11 protein-coding genes and 1 tRNA gene are annotated in these 14,390 nt (G+C 57.6%); 5 read left to right on the top strand and 7 right to left on the bottom strand.

Features of this window, described 5'->3' with window-relative positions; translation table 11 throughout:
- Positions 1-77: 77 nt before the first annotated feature.
- Genes HFP54_RS24460 through HFP54_RS24450 form a run of 3 tightly spaced genes read right to left on the bottom strand, consistent with a single transcriptional unit; the run spans position 78 to position 3,470 of the window.
- A complete protein-coding gene (locus HFP54_RS24460; RefSeq protein WP_168567194.1) occupies positions 78-1,679 on the bottom strand; it encodes an ATP-dependent DNA ligase in 1,602 nt (533 codons plus the stop codon).
- The gene (locus HFP54_RS24455) at positions 1,676-2,749 is read right to left on the bottom strand and encodes a ligase-associated DNA damage response exonuclease (RefSeq protein ID WP_168567193.1); all 1,074 of its coding nucleotides are present in this window, start codon (positions 2,747-2,749) and stop codon (positions 1,676-1,678) included. Before HFP54_RS24455 ends, HFP54_RS24460 begins: the two co-directional genes overlap by 4 nt.
- A gap of 43 nt (positions 2,750-2,792) precedes the next feature.
- Entirely contained in the window at positions 2,793-3,470 is a 678-nt protein-coding gene (locus tag HFP54_RS24450; RefSeq protein ID WP_168567192.1) for a PNPOx family protein, read from the bottom strand.
- A 214-nt stretch (positions 3,471-3,684) separates the two neighbouring features.
- Between HFP54_RS24450 and HFP54_RS24445 the strand changes: the two genes are divergently transcribed.
- Positions 3,685-4,851 carry a Gfo/Idh/MocA family protein gene (locus HFP54_RS24445; RefSeq protein WP_168567191.1) on the top strand — a complete coding sequence of 389 codons (1,167 nt, stop codon included), beginning with the start codon at positions 3,685-3,687 and terminating at the stop codon, positions 4,849-4,851.
- A 9-nt stretch (positions 4,852-4,860) separates the two neighbouring features.
- Here HFP54_RS24445 and HFP54_RS24440 read toward each other — a convergent pair whose 3' ends face one another.
- Positions 4,861-5,652: a class I SAM-dependent methyltransferase gene (locus HFP54_RS24440; protein WP_315853976.1), complete on the bottom strand. Its 792-nt coding sequence runs from the start codon at positions 5,650-5,652 to the stop codon at positions 4,861-4,863.
- Positions 5,653-6,349: 697 nt separating this feature from the next.
- On the opposite strand from HFP54_RS24440, the gene HFP54_RS24435 reads away from it, so the two are divergent.
- From HFP54_RS24435 to HFP54_RS24420, 4 genes are all read left to right on the top strand, one after another.
- Positions 6,350-6,538 carry a hypothetical protein gene (locus HFP54_RS24435; protein WP_168567190.1) on the top strand — a complete coding sequence of 63 codons (189 nt, stop codon included), beginning with the start codon at positions 6,350-6,352 and terminating at the stop codon, positions 6,536-6,538.
- Complete coding sequence (locus HFP54_RS24430) at positions 6,535-8,268, top strand: proteasome accessory factor PafA2 family protein (RefSeq protein ID WP_168567189.1); 1,734 nt, start codon at positions 6,535-6,537, stop codon at positions 8,266-8,268. Before HFP54_RS24435 ends, HFP54_RS24430 begins: the two co-directional genes overlap by 4 nt.
- 141 nt (positions 8,269-8,409) lie before the next feature.
- Positions 8,410-8,495 (top strand) — tRNA-Leu (locus HFP54_RS24425).
- A gap of 134 nt (positions 8,496-8,629) precedes the next feature.
- Entirely contained in the window at positions 8,630-9,808 is a 1,179-nt protein-coding gene (locus HFP54_RS24420; protein ID WP_206036392.1) for a zinc metalloprotease, read from the top strand.
- A 395-nt stretch (positions 9,809-10,203) separates the two neighbouring features.
- On the opposite strand, the gene HFP54_RS24415 is transcribed toward HFP54_RS24420, so the two are convergent.
- From HFP54_RS24415 to HFP54_RS24405, 3 genes are all read right to left on the bottom strand, one after another.
- Positions 10,204-10,806: an SGNH/GDSL hydrolase family protein gene (locus HFP54_RS24415; protein WP_235952345.1), complete on the bottom strand. Its 603-nt coding sequence runs from the start codon at positions 10,804-10,806 to the stop codon at positions 10,204-10,206.
- Between the two features lie 357 nt (positions 10,807-11,163).
- Positions 11,164-11,514, bottom strand: a complete 351-nt coding sequence (locus HFP54_RS24410) for a globin family protein (protein WP_168567187.1) — start codon at positions 11,512-11,514, stop codon at positions 11,164-11,166.
- An 81-nt stretch (positions 11,515-11,595) separates the two neighbouring features.
- Positions 11,596-14,390: DUF8487 domain-containing protein (locus HFP54_RS24405; protein WP_168567186.1), on the bottom strand; the 2,795-nt coding region annotated here is incomplete at its 5' end.

The raw sequence follows: 14,390 nt of genomic DNA, 5'->3' as shown, positions 1-14,390 counted from the left end.
TGGAAGGCTTTGCTGCGTTCACTTCCTGGACGGTCTCCGGTGCATCCAATCGTTTTCCTCGATCCGTCCTCAGCTGTTCACGAACCATCGGGCATCATCGCTTTCAGTTCGTCCAGCGAATTAGCGTCCTGGGGACCTTTATCATGACGCCAGCGAACGATACGAGGAAACCGAGTCGCGATGCCGCTCTTGTGCCGTGTGCTGACCTGCAAACCTTCGAAAGCCAATTCCATCACCAACGACGGGGTCACACGTCGCACCGGCCCGAACGCTTCGTCGGTATGGTCACGCACGAATCGATCGACCTTGCGGATCTCCGCGTCGTCCAGCCCGCTGTACGCCTTTGCGAACGGGACCAGTTCGCCATCGTTCCACAACGCGAACGTGTAATCGGTAAACAAACTCGCTCGTTTACCGTGACCTTTTTGCGCATAAATCAGCACGGCGTCGATCGTGAACGGATCGACTTTCCATTTCCACCAAGTACCGCGGACACGTCCAACGTCGTATTTCGAATCGATCCGCTTCAACATCAATCCTTCGCTACGACGCTGGCGACTGGTTTGCCGAATCGTCGCCAGATCATCCCAACTGGGTTCGCTCAAGATCTCTGTCGGCCTCAGATGCGGATGGTCGATTTGGGCCAACGTCTGGTCCAACCGCTGTCGGCGAACTTCCAGCGGCTGGTCACGCAAATCCACACCGTCGATCTCCAGCAAATCAAAGACGTGAAAAACCACCGGGACCTCGGCCAATAATTTTTTCCCGACCGTTTTGCGATTGATGCGTCGTTGCAGTTGTGCAAACGGCATCACCGTTCCGTCGGCCGCCGTCGCCAAGATTTCACCATCCAGCACGGTGCCGTCGGGCAACCACTGCGCAGCCGATTCGATTTCGGGCCAACGGTTTTCCATCAGCTCTTCGCCCCGCGACCACAAGAACGACTTGCCGTCACGGCGGATCAGTTGTCCGCGAATTCCATCCCATTTCCATTCGGCCAGGTAGTCTTCTCGCGGCCCTAGGGTCGACACATCACTTGCGGAATCGATCGGATGGGCCAAGCAGAACGGATACGGCTGGCTGCTGATTCGATCCGGCGTGGTGGGATCGGTCCAACGCCGATAAGCTTCCTCGCTCGGCTGCCACTGACCCATCAAACGATCAGCCACCACGTCGACCGGAACGCCGGAATGCTTCGCCAAGGCTCGTGTGACCAAACGTTTGCTGACCCCCACGCGAAACGCACCGGTGATCAGCTTCATGGCCACCAACCGAGTCGGCATGTTGGTTTCGTTCCAGATCCGCAGCACCGCCTGACGCTGTGCCGTTTCGTCCATCGATGCCAAAGGATCCAAACGCTGACTGACCCACTGGGCCAACGTCAAATCACTGATCTCGTCACCGGGCGGGACGATCAACGAAATGGTTTCGGCAAGATCGCCGACGGCGTGATACGACTCATCGACCAACCAGTCGGACAACCCCGCGACTGCCCCCGCCCATTGACGCAATGATTTCGTCGGAACGCTGCGTCGACGGCGTTGACCGGACAAGAAGTACACGGCCCATGCTGCATCGGCCGGGCTCGCGTCGTCCAGGTATTCGGCGATGGCATCAATTTTTTCGTTCGTCTTGGTGGTTTCGTCCAGCCGGGCGAACAACTGTGCAAATCGGATCACGACGGGGCCTCCTGGTCATCGCCGTCATGATCGTCCGCCGATTCCACGTCGTCATCGGATCCCACCGATCGGCCGCCTTCCAACGGGATCGCGTGCACACCTGTTTCGTTCAAATACCTGGCCACCACGGCGCTGTATCCGTGTGTCACCCAAACCGATTCCGGGCGACACTGATCAACGGCAAGCAGCAACGAAGGCCAATCGACGTGATCGCTGATGACGAAACCTCGGTCCACCGAACGTCGCCGCCGAGCACCGCGAACGGCCATCCATCCGCTAGCCATCGCCGTGCTGATCCGTCCGAACCGGCGCAGCCAAGGGGTGCCGTGAGCGGAAGGGACCGCAACAACCATCGCGCCCCGATAATCGGGTTTCTGTGACAGTGAGGCGACCGCTTGAGTGTCCGGCAACGACACACCGCTGGCCCGATACGCTTCGTTGCCTTTCTCTACGGCACCGTGGGTGTAGATCGGTCCGATGCTGTTATCCAATCCGGCGATCAGCCGTTGGCTTTTCCCGACCGCATAGCCGTACAGGACCGCACACTTGCCCGCATCACGGCATTGCCGCCACCACGCGTTGATCGATGCAAACTCGTCGGTCGAATCGGGCCATCGATAGACAGGCAATCCGAACGTCGACTCGGTCACCAGAACATGACACTGCACCGGAGTCCAAGGTTGGCACGTCGGGTCATCGTCGATTTTGTAATCACCGGTGACCACCACCACTTGCCCACGGTACTCCATCCGCACCTGAGCGGCCCCCAGCATGTGGCCCGACGGATGAAAGCTGACCGTCACCCCGCCCGCCGTGATCGTTTGGCCATAGGGCAACCACTGCAGATCCGCGTCTGCAGCCATCCGGCCACTGAGCACGTGACGCGACGGTTCGGCGGCCAGATAGTGCCGACTGCCCACACGAGCATGATCGCTGTGCGCGTGCGTGACCACCGCGCGATCGACCGGCCGCATGGGATCAACGTAAAATCCGCCCGGGTCACAATACAGGCCCGCAGGCGTTTGCCGGACAAAACAGTCCGTCGGTCGGCTGGTGGAATCGTCGATCATCGGTCCATTGTTGCCGCAGGCCAACCGCGTGGCCCTACCAGCGTCAGGGCATGACCCAACGGCTGGTGGCCCGGCCATTTGCGGAATAGTTCACCGACGCACGAACGTGCCCGCCCCGGCGCAGATACAACCAATCCGCCGCGGTGACGGTGGTCCGCACCACGCAAAACCAGCGCCGCCCGGCATCCAAATCCTCGGAATCCGAATCCTCGGACGGTTGCACCAAGCGCTCGTCGTCGGGCGGCGGATGGTCGCCCGCATGGATCGTCCCCGGCGCGGCGACCGATCGATAATTGTCCCGTGCCGGTTCGGGAACCGATTCCCACGCCGCCTGGGCCGCTTCACCGCTGATCACCGTGGCCGCGCCGGTCAAACGCAACTGGATTTTGGAAGCTGAGTCGTAAAACAGCCAACTGATCGACGAAGGGTCGCCCGCCTGTCGAATTTGATCCACCTTGGGCGATCGCAGGTCGGTATGAAAATCGATTGTGCGTGGCCCTTCATCGACGCGACGCAAAATGATCGTGCGAATCTCGGGGCACGGATTTTGCGAACCCTGCGATGGAATTCGCAACGTTGCCACAGCGGCTTCTTTCCAAGGATGCCCCGCTTGATCCGCCGCGGAAGTCAGCGTTTTCCAGATCAGCGAATCCAATGATTCCAGCGGCCGCGGGGTCGAGAGCAAATCGTCAAAGTCGGCCTTCAAGTCAATTTCATTCATGCGATCGGTCTCGGACGCATCCGACCGATGCGCTGCGGTGTGTTAGGTTCATTTCTTCCGTGTTGTTCCGTCGCCCGGAATCGACGACATCGTAGCGGAATGTCATCTTAGGAATCCGCCCCCCGGTCGTTACCGGCTCAGCCTGCCCCCCCCAACATCGTCTCACAAGAACATCTTCGCCCCCAACAATTGAAAGGTTGTGGTTTTGAATCGAATGCGTGCCGTCGTCGTCGGATCGGGTTTCATCGGCCCCGTCCATGTGGAAGCCCTGCTGCGTGCCGGACAAGACGTCTTGGGCATCGTCGCATCCAGCCCCCAGAAAACCGCTCAAGCCTGCGAAGCGTTGAGCCTGCGGCAAGTCTACGACAGCTACGAAGCCGTCCTGGCGGATCCACAAGTCGACGTGGTTCACATCACCACGCCCAACCGGCTGCACTATGACATGGCCAAATCCGCGATCGCCGCGGGCAAACACGTGATGTGTGAAAAACCGCTGGCCATGGACTCGCGCCAATCGGCCGAACTGGTTCATCTGGCTCAACAGTCCGATGTCGTGACGGGGGTGAACTACAACATCCGCTATTACCCGCTGTGTCGCGAAGCGGCGCGGCGAAATGCTGACGGCGAACTGGGCAAGGTCCACCACATCACCGGCGGTTACGTCCAAGACTGGTTGTTTCATCCGACCGATTTCAATTGGCGCGTTTTGGCATCCGAAGGCGGCCCCCTGCGTGCGGTCGCTGACATCGGCACGCATTGGCTGGATTTGATTCACTTCATCACGAAAACGCCCGTTCGTTCGGTATGCGCTGACCTGCAAACCGTTTATCCGGTTCGCAGACGCCCCACCGGCAACGTGGAAACCTACAGCGGTTCGTCATCCCAACCCCAATCGACACAACCGATCGATATCGATACCGAGGACGCCGGCAGTATCCTGGTCCGATTCGAAGGCGGCGCACACGGTTGCATGACCGTGTCCCAAGTCACCGCGGGCCGAAAAAATTGTTGTCGCTTTGAATTGGCCGCGTCCGAACAAACTCTGGCTTGGAACAGCGAATCGCCCAACGAGATGTTCGTCGGGCACCGCGACCGTCCCAACGAGATGCTATTGCGTGACCCGGCATTGGTCGGCGGATCGGTGGCCGAGGGGATCAGCTATCCCGGTGGCCACAACGAAGGGTTTCCCGACACGTTCAAGCATTGCTTTATCGATTTCTATCGGGCGATCGAAGCGAAACAGAATGGCGAAACCGCTCCGACCCCGGGCCACCCCAGTTTTGCCGACGGCCACCGCGAAGTCGTGCTGTGCGAAGCGATCTTGAAAAGTCATCACGACCGCCGCTGGATCGACATCGGTGAATCGGGCGAGCCAGGCTAGACCAGCAAATCAATCGCCGGTGCGCTGCAGCACAAACAGTGCGTCGGTCAAATCGTCGTCGAACTTTCGTGGCGAATCGATGTCGTAGTCGAAGTCAAAAATCTCGCGGATCGTCCACACGTCGGCGACCTTTGCCAACAAGCGCTTCGCTTGTGACGCGGTGTACAACCGCAGCGGAAATTCGCTGCGGACCCGATGCACCGCCCCACTTCGCCGCGTGGCCTTGATCGACACCCGCAGCGTTTCGCGACGCTGTTTCCGATCAAAATCGATCACCTTCAACGTCACGTGAACTTTGGTGCCGCCCGCGGACGCTTGCCAGCGTTCGGTACATTCCGGATCGGCGTCCATCGGGATGATGTGGAAACCCAACAAGTACAAACCGCCCACGCGAACATGGTCGGCGACACGGCGCAGGTGCTTCACCGCGTCGCCGTCGTTGGACAAATGGCGGAACGTATTGAACGTGCAAAAGGCGGCGTCAAAGATTTGATCGCCCACCGGCATGTCGATCATGTCGCCTTGGATGACCTGGGCGCTCAACCCGCGACGACGCAGCCGGCTGCGAAGATAACGCAGCATCGGTTCGCTCAGGTCCAGCCCACAGCACTGGTAGCCTTCGGCGGCCAATGCCGCGACCAGACGACCGCTGCCGCACCCAGGTTCAACAAGCCGTTGCACCGGAGCGTCACAATAGCGTTTGAAAGCTTCCTTAAAAAAGGCCACCTCCGCAGGCGTTTCATCGCGAAACACCATGTCGAAATACTGCGGATGGTCGTACCAGTCGTCCAACTTGGTCACTGAAAGATGTATCCCGTTGCTTCATCCGGCCGGTGGCGTGTCTTGTCCCACGCCGCGTGGGCCCACAATGTGTCGTATTCCCGCCCCATCGCCTAGTTGACGGGCCGAGTCGATCGGCCAAGGCGACGGGCGGGGCCGATCGGATGAGCCGACACGCACGTTTCCCTTTCACGTCGCCGCCCCTGTGCCAACCGCCCATCCCCCGCCCACAAACAACGCAGCAACTGCGTGAATCATCAGCAGATTCGCCGACGCCAGATCGGCTAGGCCCACATTGGGCAGAGCCTTGCGTTCGTCGTTCAATGTGAAGATCACGCTGATTGTGAAGATCCGGGACGGCCCGATGGTCGGTCTGGCCGGAAACCGGGGACGTCCGCGGGGAACCGGGGAATCCAGGCAAAATGCCGTGTGACTTTCGGGGGTTCACAAAAAAATACCGGCGGGATTGGCGGAAATCCGGCGCGTCCTTTGCATTGATAGATTGGCCGAGCCACGAGGATCGCATCGGTCGCACTTTTGAGTGTGTCCGATGAGACAAGTCCGTCGGCTCGGTGTACATTGTGCGGGCGGTTGGCCGCCCGCATAGAATCGGAAGGCTGTCGCGTCGATTTCAACCTTCATCGATGCATCGCCGAATCCCAATCCAATCGTCACCTTTACCACCACGCACGTCTCACGGGGAACAAGCGAGACCGTCATGGAAAACGCCACGGAAAGTCAGACGATCGCGGACGCCGATGCCGCATCGAAAGGTGAAAACGTCGCCCAAGCGACCACCACATCAGCCGAGCGTCGGGTCAAGATTTTGACCCGCATTCGTATCGACGCGACCGTGGAGCCGCGGCAGTACGTGCTGCGAAGCGACGTCGCGCAGGCGGGTGAATGAACAGCTCGGCCACCAAGCTTCGTCGCCGGTCGCAAACCACCGATTCTTTTCAATGCGACATGTTGGCGTCGCGTTTGATGGGAATGGAGACGGAATATGCGTCGTTGGTGCACGACCAGTTGACCGATTTGGATCGCATGTTGCCGTCGGCCAAGTCGGTCTATCGGTCCATCGTCTCGGCAATGCGTCAATCGCGTCCCTCGGCGATCGGCCTGCACGACGGCGACCAGGTGTTCTTCAGCAACGGCAGTTCGGTCACCTTCGAAGCTCATCCGTTGCTGCAGGACGTCCCCGGCGGGCTGGTCGAAATGGCGACACCGGAAGTCCGTTCGCCCAGCGATCTGTTGGCTAGCCAGCGTGTGGTCGATGACATGGTCCGCGACGCGGCATCAAGATGCGATGTTGCGTCCGACTTACGCATCTTGAAGAACAACGCGGACGGGCTTGGGCACGTTTACGGATGTCAAGAAAACTACGAAGCCGACGTTGCCGAAGGCGTGTGGTTGTGGGTCTATCGGATCTGCATCGCTGCACTGTGGATGACACAAATCGCCGCCGCCATCGCCGCATCACCGCTGATTGCTTTGTTGTTGTTTGCCACCGTCATTCAAATTTGGACGCTACGCCGCCGCGGAAACGATGATCCCAGTACCACCCAAGCATTCTTGGCGATCCCACGTTTGATTCGGTCCCCTTGTATGGGGCTCATCCAAGCGACGCATTATCCGATCGCCTGGGGTTTGCGTTTTGTCGGTCGACACGTCGCGTTTCGACGCCAACGGCAATACCTGACGACGTTGCTGATCACCCGAATCACGTATGGCGGGGCGGGTGAATTGGACGCCAAAGGACGTTTCTATTTGTCCGCCAAAGCGTCGGTGATCAATCGATTGGCCGACATCGGCGGATTCAGCGGCGAGCGTCCCGTGTTCGTTTATGGCCACTGGTTCAGCCAACTGTGTGGCAAGTCGATTGATTCGTGGAAGCGAACGCTGCGGTTGTTCCGTAAGCGCCAGCGGCTGCAGATCGGGCTATCCGATTCGAACATGTCGGAAATGGCGGAATACGTCAAAGTCGGATCCGTCTCCTTGCTGATGGACATGATCGATCAAGGCAAAACGGATTCGTTGCCTCGTTTGCGCCGTCCGATCGCCGCGTTGCGCCAGATTAGCCGTGACTGGCATCTGGTACAGCGGGTTGCGACGGACCGTGGTGAAATGTCGGCGCTGGAGATCCAACAAGCCTACCTTTCGGCGGTCCAAAAGTTCGTCGACCAAACGCCGGCCAACGTCCGTGGCGAAGCGATGCGAATCACATCGTCCTGGCAAACTCTGCTGGACGCCCTGGTGAACTACCGGCACGACGCAGACGATTTTGCCGCCGCCATTTGCAAGATCGATTGGCTGACCAAACGCTGGCTGATCGAACGCCAAGGTGCGGGGGCCAGCTGGTCCCAAAAGAAAAAGATTGATCTTAGGTACCACGAACTGTCCGACGACGGCTATTTCCGCCAGCTGACCGAAGGTGCGATCGACGAATCGCTGGCCAACCGCGAGAAACGGCTCCAGCGTGCCGCCGCGCCGCCGTCAAACACGCCGGCCGCCCGACGTGGATGGACGATTCGCGAATTTTCCGGCGGCGAAGTCCGGATGAACGTCGGCTGGGACCATGCGGAAGTCGCCGTGGGCCGCCGCGTACGGCGGATCGATTTCGGCAATCACGTTTACTGACGTCAAATCCCTTCGATTGTCACCAACGGAACGCGGCCTCGGATTTCCCGCCACTTCGTCGATCCACGGACATCGCTGGCGTTGACGCAACGGCGGAATCTGCCAAACTCTTGATCGATTTGCTGCCCCCACGAATCATTTGCGGCCGTGGCGGAACTGGCAGACGCGCCAGACTAAGGATCTGGTGCCCGTTTCAGGGCGTGGAGGTTCGAGTCCTCTCGGCCGCATTGATTTCTTTCACCTGTGGATTCGCGGCGTATCCTGGCTGACCCCTCGGTTCGGCTGGCGTGGTCGTTCCGGTTGTCGACCCCGGCTGTGTTCTCTTCGCCCCCGCGGTGCTGCGGTCGTCTACCATACAGCGATGAAGATTGCCGACCCAACAACAGGTGTGTCTCCTCGCCATCGGATGCTGTCACGGTGTTGCGTGCTGGCTGGACTCATTTTCTTTGCCATGGCCGTGCCCGCCTGGGCCCAGCATCCGGCCGCCAAGACGACTGCTGTTCGTCCCACGGTCCGCGTGATCCTGTTCGTCCCCTCCGATCGCCGACCTCCCGACGACTCGCTGGTCGGCTTAAACAAGGTCGCCGACCTGACCGATCGGCTGATCCTGGGCGGCATCCGAAAATGGGGATTTCGCACCGGCGAGCCTTCGTTGTTCCAGCGGGTCAACGGTATGGTTCGTCCGATCATCGTGGCAGGAAAGATGCCAGCGAAGCATTACACCAAGCCCAGCGTACACAAGGAAGCGATCCGATCCGCGTTGCAACAAAATGGTGTGATCGCCCAACCACACGACGTTTGGTGGGTGTTCGTTTACGTCGGCGAACCGCCTGAAAGGTACTCCGATTTTCGCGGCGGGTTTTCGGAAGAATTTGGCGGCTGGTCCGTCGCCAACTATGACTCACGAATGTCTCGCATCAATATCGATGCACCACTGGCATCCGGCTTGAACGACACGATCGCGTTGAAAGGCACGATCCACGAATTGGGCCATGGTTTTGGATTGCCCCACATCGGTCCAAAATCCAGGCTGAAGCGGGGCAACACACTGATGGGTCCGATCAACGCGATCTACCGTCGCATCAGCGGCGATCAATCGGGAAAGGCTTACATCAGCCAAGCATCCGCCGCCATGCTGGCGATCCACCCGATCATCCGCGGCAAAACACCTAGTGACACGAGATTGATTCCGACGAAGGTGTCGAACGCTCGACTGATTTCCAGCCCCGGTGCAACGGCCGGTTTTCAGTTGTCCGGACGCGTCGCCGCAGAGACGAGACCATTGGTCGCCGTCGTCGGTGATCATCATGAAAAACGGCCGGGCGAATACTGGACCAAGCATTACATCGGGCCGGTTGGACGCGACGGACGATTTCAAGTTCACGTCAACGAGGCGGTTCCCGTCGATGGCGAAATCAAGCTGTGGTTCCTGTTTGACAACGGCACCATGACAGCTGACGGGCAACTAAGAGGCGCTCGAGGTGCGATCACCCTGCCCTATCGTTTCACTGCTCAGCAATGGCAACTGACCTCACCCTAAACATCTCACCCCTAAACATCTCACCCCTAAACATCTCACCCCACAACCTCCCAACACGCCCCTCCCTCCGAACAGTGCGCGCGGTTCTCCCGCACGCAGTTCTCCAGTCAGTAGGTGCCCCGAAGAGATCGTGCGAAACTCAGGTGGGCCTCTCTCAGATTGTAGAGACTCGACTCAGTACAGTAGGCGTTTCGCCAACGCTGTTTCCGCGTCAGCCGATTGGGATCATTCTTGCGACGCTACAAAAGAAGACGCCGCAAGCAGACTCGCGTCCGCGCAAACAGTAGTGCGTTATTCGTGTTTGAACAGCGTCGAACAGCTCTGCCGACACAATGGAAAGAACGACGTTGAAGCTCTGCTCGCTCACGTCGGTAGGGGGCCGTTAGCGAAACCAGTCACTGGAGCAACTGGACAATCCGCTCGGCAACCAACTGATGTCCTTTTCGATTGGGATGATTGGGTTGGGAAAGATAATCGCTGACATCTGCCCCTTCGGCCACTAGCTGACGAAAAAGCTCATACGAATCGACCACAGGTAGACCGTATTCCTTGCCCAGACTTCGCACGGATTCCGAGTGTTTCGCCAGCTTGGTTTCGGGATCAAGAATGTCTTCGTGCGAATCGGGCGTTGGGGTCAGCAACACGACTTTGACACTGTTATTGAGTGCTTGCTCGATCATCGTTCGCCAATACTGGTGGGCGGCTTCGACTCCGATCGCTCGATCGTTCAAGCAATAGTCGATGAAGATGACGTCTGGATTGAGCGTTAAAACCTCATCGGCGAAACGTCTCGATCCACGCTTTGAATTTTCACCACCGATCGCGGTGGTGCACACGTCGATCACCGCGGTGGGATAAAGTTCACAAAGCTGTTGGTGAAACAAAATCGGATAAGAATCGAATCTTCGGACTTGGCCACCGCGAAAATAGCCAGCGGGGACCGAGTGGCCATGGAAAACGAAACGGACCAAACGATTGTTGGGCCATTTCAAGAGCATCTCGCGTTTGAGCTCGTCAAAGTTTTGTTGACCTGCGTTCTGTCGCACCGAGGTTGACCCAAGCGTTGACTGGTCCGAACCGGAATTGTTGACCTCTTGGGCCGCAACATTGAAACCGATCGTTGACCAGCACGCAGCGAAAAACGCTGAAATGACGATAATGTTCATTTTCCTGTTCATGAGTTGATCACAAAATTCGAAGTCGGGATTGGGAGTTGGAAAATCGACGCCGGCGGACTGTTGCCGCTGCTGCGGCCTGCTCGTCATCGCCTCAACACGCTCCGTTTCCTGGCTGGCAAGATTCGTTGTTTCACCTGGGTCGTTTTTCAGGTTGTACAGTTCTGTGCCGCCCTCGAATCATTCCAAAACCTTCCAGTCACCTTCGCGGACAATGCCTCCCGGAAAACCAATCTGGTTTCCGTAGTGCGGGCAGTGCCAGAACAGTCGCTTGCCGCCGCACTGACCGATTTTGAAGCTGGCGGTGTAGACCGTGTTCTTAGCTAACGCGCGGTCAAACAAAAAGCCAACACTGGACTTTTCGTCCTCCCAAACAAGCCGAGTGTCCGTTGTACCTTCGACCGGATTCTGTACCGTCGAAGTTGAACCGGAACATTGAACGCGAACCGGATCAGCCAAGCCCGCAAATGAAACCAAAGCGGAGAACAGCCCCGCAACCAATCGAGCGGAGTTGAAAAGTGGGGAGTTCATCTTGGGTGCCTAAAGCATGACTGTTCTGGTTTGCGGGTGTTGTCGCTGATTGCTACGCGGCTCGTGATTCCGCGGGCATCTTTATTCCGCGGGTGTATTGAAGCCTTCGATCAATCCGAGCTCATCGACACCGGTATTTCCGGAATCAAACACGGGCGACAGTTCGGCGATTGCGCAGTCTTCTTTGCCGTTTTGTTCCGACAATGCCTCGAAGCGAACAGCTTTGGCGACCACGGAGCGGTCAAACACGATCTTGCCCGATGGCTTGGATCCTTGGTGGATCGTTTTCCAATTTTCTCCGTCTTCGCTGATCGAAATTTGATAGTCGTCGATCACGCCGTTGGAGCTATCGTTTCGCTGATGAATCTGAATTCCGTTAACACCGATCGGCCCGTCAAAACCGATGATGATGTGATACGGGTACTGGTTATTCGCATCTCGCCAATCGGTGTGCCAAATCGTTTTGACATCGTTGTCATCACAATTGGTCAGTGCGTAATTCGGGTGGCTGGTGCCTTTGGCAAGACGAATCCGGTACGGACGAGCGCGAAATAGATCGAGCAGTTTCTTGGGAGAGATCGAAATCGCTGGCGAGAATTTTTCGCTACTTAGATAACTGAGGATGGAACGCTTGAGTTGTTTCGCAACGAGCCGTCGCTGGGGATCGCTTTCGATATCGAGTGAGCAAACCATCAGCAAACCCTGCCCGACCTTGGCTTCCCACAAGATCGAGGGCAATGCGTTGCGGTTGTATTTGTCGATGAATTGCACGATCGGGAAATCAGCCGTGCTGTCAGCGTCCGGATCCATCCAGCTCATGTCCACCGATGTCGAGGTCGCCAGCAGTTCCCACCATTGCCAGTCGGTGTGCGGCGACGTTGGGAAGTCATCGAACACCGGATGATTCGATTGAATGACCGTGCCGAGCGCCCCAGGTTGGTTGGGGAAGTGCAGCGGACTCCAGAACACGGGAATGAACCGACCGTCGAGCGGCTGGCATATCTCTTCCCGTTTGGGCAAGTACAGCACTCGTCGCCCGGCGGCAAGTGCATCGAACAGCGGCTTCCCAAACGCCCTGACAATCTCAACGTCATCCGAGTTGGCTTGTGAATCGGATTCTGGATAGACCCAGAATTTCCAATCGTTGGCGTACTCTGTGCCGTCGAGCGAAACGCTCAATCGCATTTGCGACGCCCGGTCGACGTTTTTCAGCGGAACTTCGATTGTGACGATTTGATTTCCATTTCCGACAGGAATGGTCGCTTTTGAAACCGTGTCACTGACCAGGACCTCACCCTCTTCGTTTTCAACCTGCCACTGCACCTGTTGGTTTTCCAGTGCTGCATTTCCGAAGTTGGCGACTTCGATTTTGGCTTTGAACGTTTCTTGATCGCTCCAAGTCAGCTTTTCAATCCTGACTAGCGGCACGACCGGCGAGCAAAACCGGCGGAATTCTGTCGGCGAAATCAAACCTTTGGAATCCCAGAAAGCGTCCAGCAGACCAACGGTCGCCGTGCTTTGGCCGGGGAAATCGTGCAAGTCCAACAATTGAATCCCCGACAACCCCTTGGTTCGCAGTGCGCGTTCGATGTCTTCCTTGTAAAGCAATCGTGCCAACGCGCCGGAGTTCGCGGTATAGTCCTCGGCATCGTCCAATCGCCCTTTGGCTCGCAGGTCGTTCTGAATCGCCTCCATGTTCAAGGCCCGCAGGTTGCCATCGTATTTTGGCAGCTCCTTTAAGTTGGGATACACGTTGTACTGCCCCACTTCGTGACTGATCAGCGGAATGTCCAAACACTTCAGCCCCTCGGCATAATCGCTGTCGGTGTTGGGTACCGTCTGGTTAAGGAATCCTTGGCCGCGTACCCAACCGGTTTTCGTGCGTTGTGATATATAGAAGTCGTCTTCGGGGCCGGGTAGCAACCCACGTGGCGAAAATGAATAGCTCGTGCTTGTGTAAAGGATGTGAGGAGCCAGCTTGCGGAGCTGAGCCACCATTTTGTCGACGAACTGAAAGTCGCCTGACAGTTCGTTGCCAATGCTGAAGAACACAAACGAAGGGTGGTGCGAATAGGCTTCCATGATGCGTTTGCCTTCTTCCATCAGATAAGCATCCGTTTCAGGAAGCTTGCCCATCTTGAAGGTCCAGTTGGGCAGTTCGGCTTGAACGTAGATGCCGTGGCGATCGGCCGACGCAAAAGCCGCCTCGGGTGGACAATATGAATGGAACCGTAAATGGTTCAGGCCATACTTCTTCAGTGTGCCAAAGACCTTATCCCACCCCACTTCGTCGGTTGGCGGATACCCGGTTTTCGGAAAGATGCAGCATTCCAGGGTGCCGCGCATGAAGGCCTTTTGACCATTGATGCGCAGCTCCGTACCCTCAGTGCTGACACTGCGAAAACCGGTCACCAGACTCGCCTGGTGATCGGTGTCACCGGCTTGAAGTGTGCAATCGACTTGATAGAGGGCCGGGTTGAACTCTGACCAAGCGACCGTGGCATCCGATGGAATTGGAACCTCGTAAGTCCCCGGTGTCGACACCTGTTTGGTCCACCATGGCAACTCCTTTGCATCGCCGTTGATGGGTTTGATGCGGACATCCAAATCACCGGGTGTCGAGACGACAACCCGCAGCGGGTTCGCCAAAATCTTTACGGCTGACTTGGGCACCAATGCGATTTTGCCGATCAACCCGTTCCAAATGCTCTGAGTCTCCTCGGTGTACGCATGCCCGAGTTTTCCGATGTCGACTTTCATGCGATTGTCGACGCGAACGACGATCGTGTTTTTTCCCGGCTTCAATACGGCGGCGACCGGGTAACGGTGAGCGGTCGAAAGCGAATCGCGTGAACCGATTTTCTGTCCGTTGACCC

Source organism: Crateriforma spongiae (assembly GCF_012290005.1).
GTDB lineage: Bacteria > Planctomycetota > Planctomycetia > Pirellulales > Pirellulaceae > Crateriforma > Crateriforma spongiae.
The sequence above is the reverse complement of the archived record's forward strand: the minus strand, read 5'-3'. Positions and strand labels throughout refer to the sequence as shown.

Excerpts from the sequence above, each read along its gene's own strand:
- HFP54_RS24410 (WP_168567187.1), bottom strand. The coding sequence starts at position 11,514 with ATGAACTCCCCACTTTTCAACTCCGCTCGATTGGTTGCGGGGCTGTTC.
- HFP54_RS24435 (WP_168567190.1), top strand. The coding sequence starts at position 6,350 with ATGGAAAACGCCACGGAAAGTCAGACGATCGCGGACGCCGATGCCGCA.
- HFP54_RS24420 (WP_206036392.1), top strand. The coding sequence starts at position 8,630 with ATGAAGATTGCCGACCCAACAACAGGTGTGTCTCCTCGCCATCGGATG.
- HFP54_RS24450 (WP_168567192.1), bottom strand. The coding sequence starts at position 3,470 with ATGAATGAAATTGACTTGAAGGCCGACTTTGACGATTTGCTCTCGACC.
- HFP54_RS24445 (WP_168567191.1), top strand. The coding sequence starts at position 3,685 with ATGCGTGCCGTCGTCGTCGGATCGGGTTTCATCGGCCCCGTCCATGTG.
- HFP54_RS24430 (WP_168567189.1), top strand. The coding sequence starts at position 6,535 with ATGAACAGCTCGGCCACCAAGCTTCGTCGCCGGTCGCAAACCACCGAT.
- HFP54_RS24415 (WP_235952345.1), bottom strand. The coding sequence starts at position 10,806 with ATGCTCTTGAAATGGCCCAACAATCGTTTGGTCCGTTTCGTTTTCCAT.
- HFP54_RS24455 (WP_168567193.1), bottom strand. The coding sequence starts at position 2,749 with ATGATCGACGATTCCACCAGCCGACCGACGGACTGTTTTGTCCGGCAA.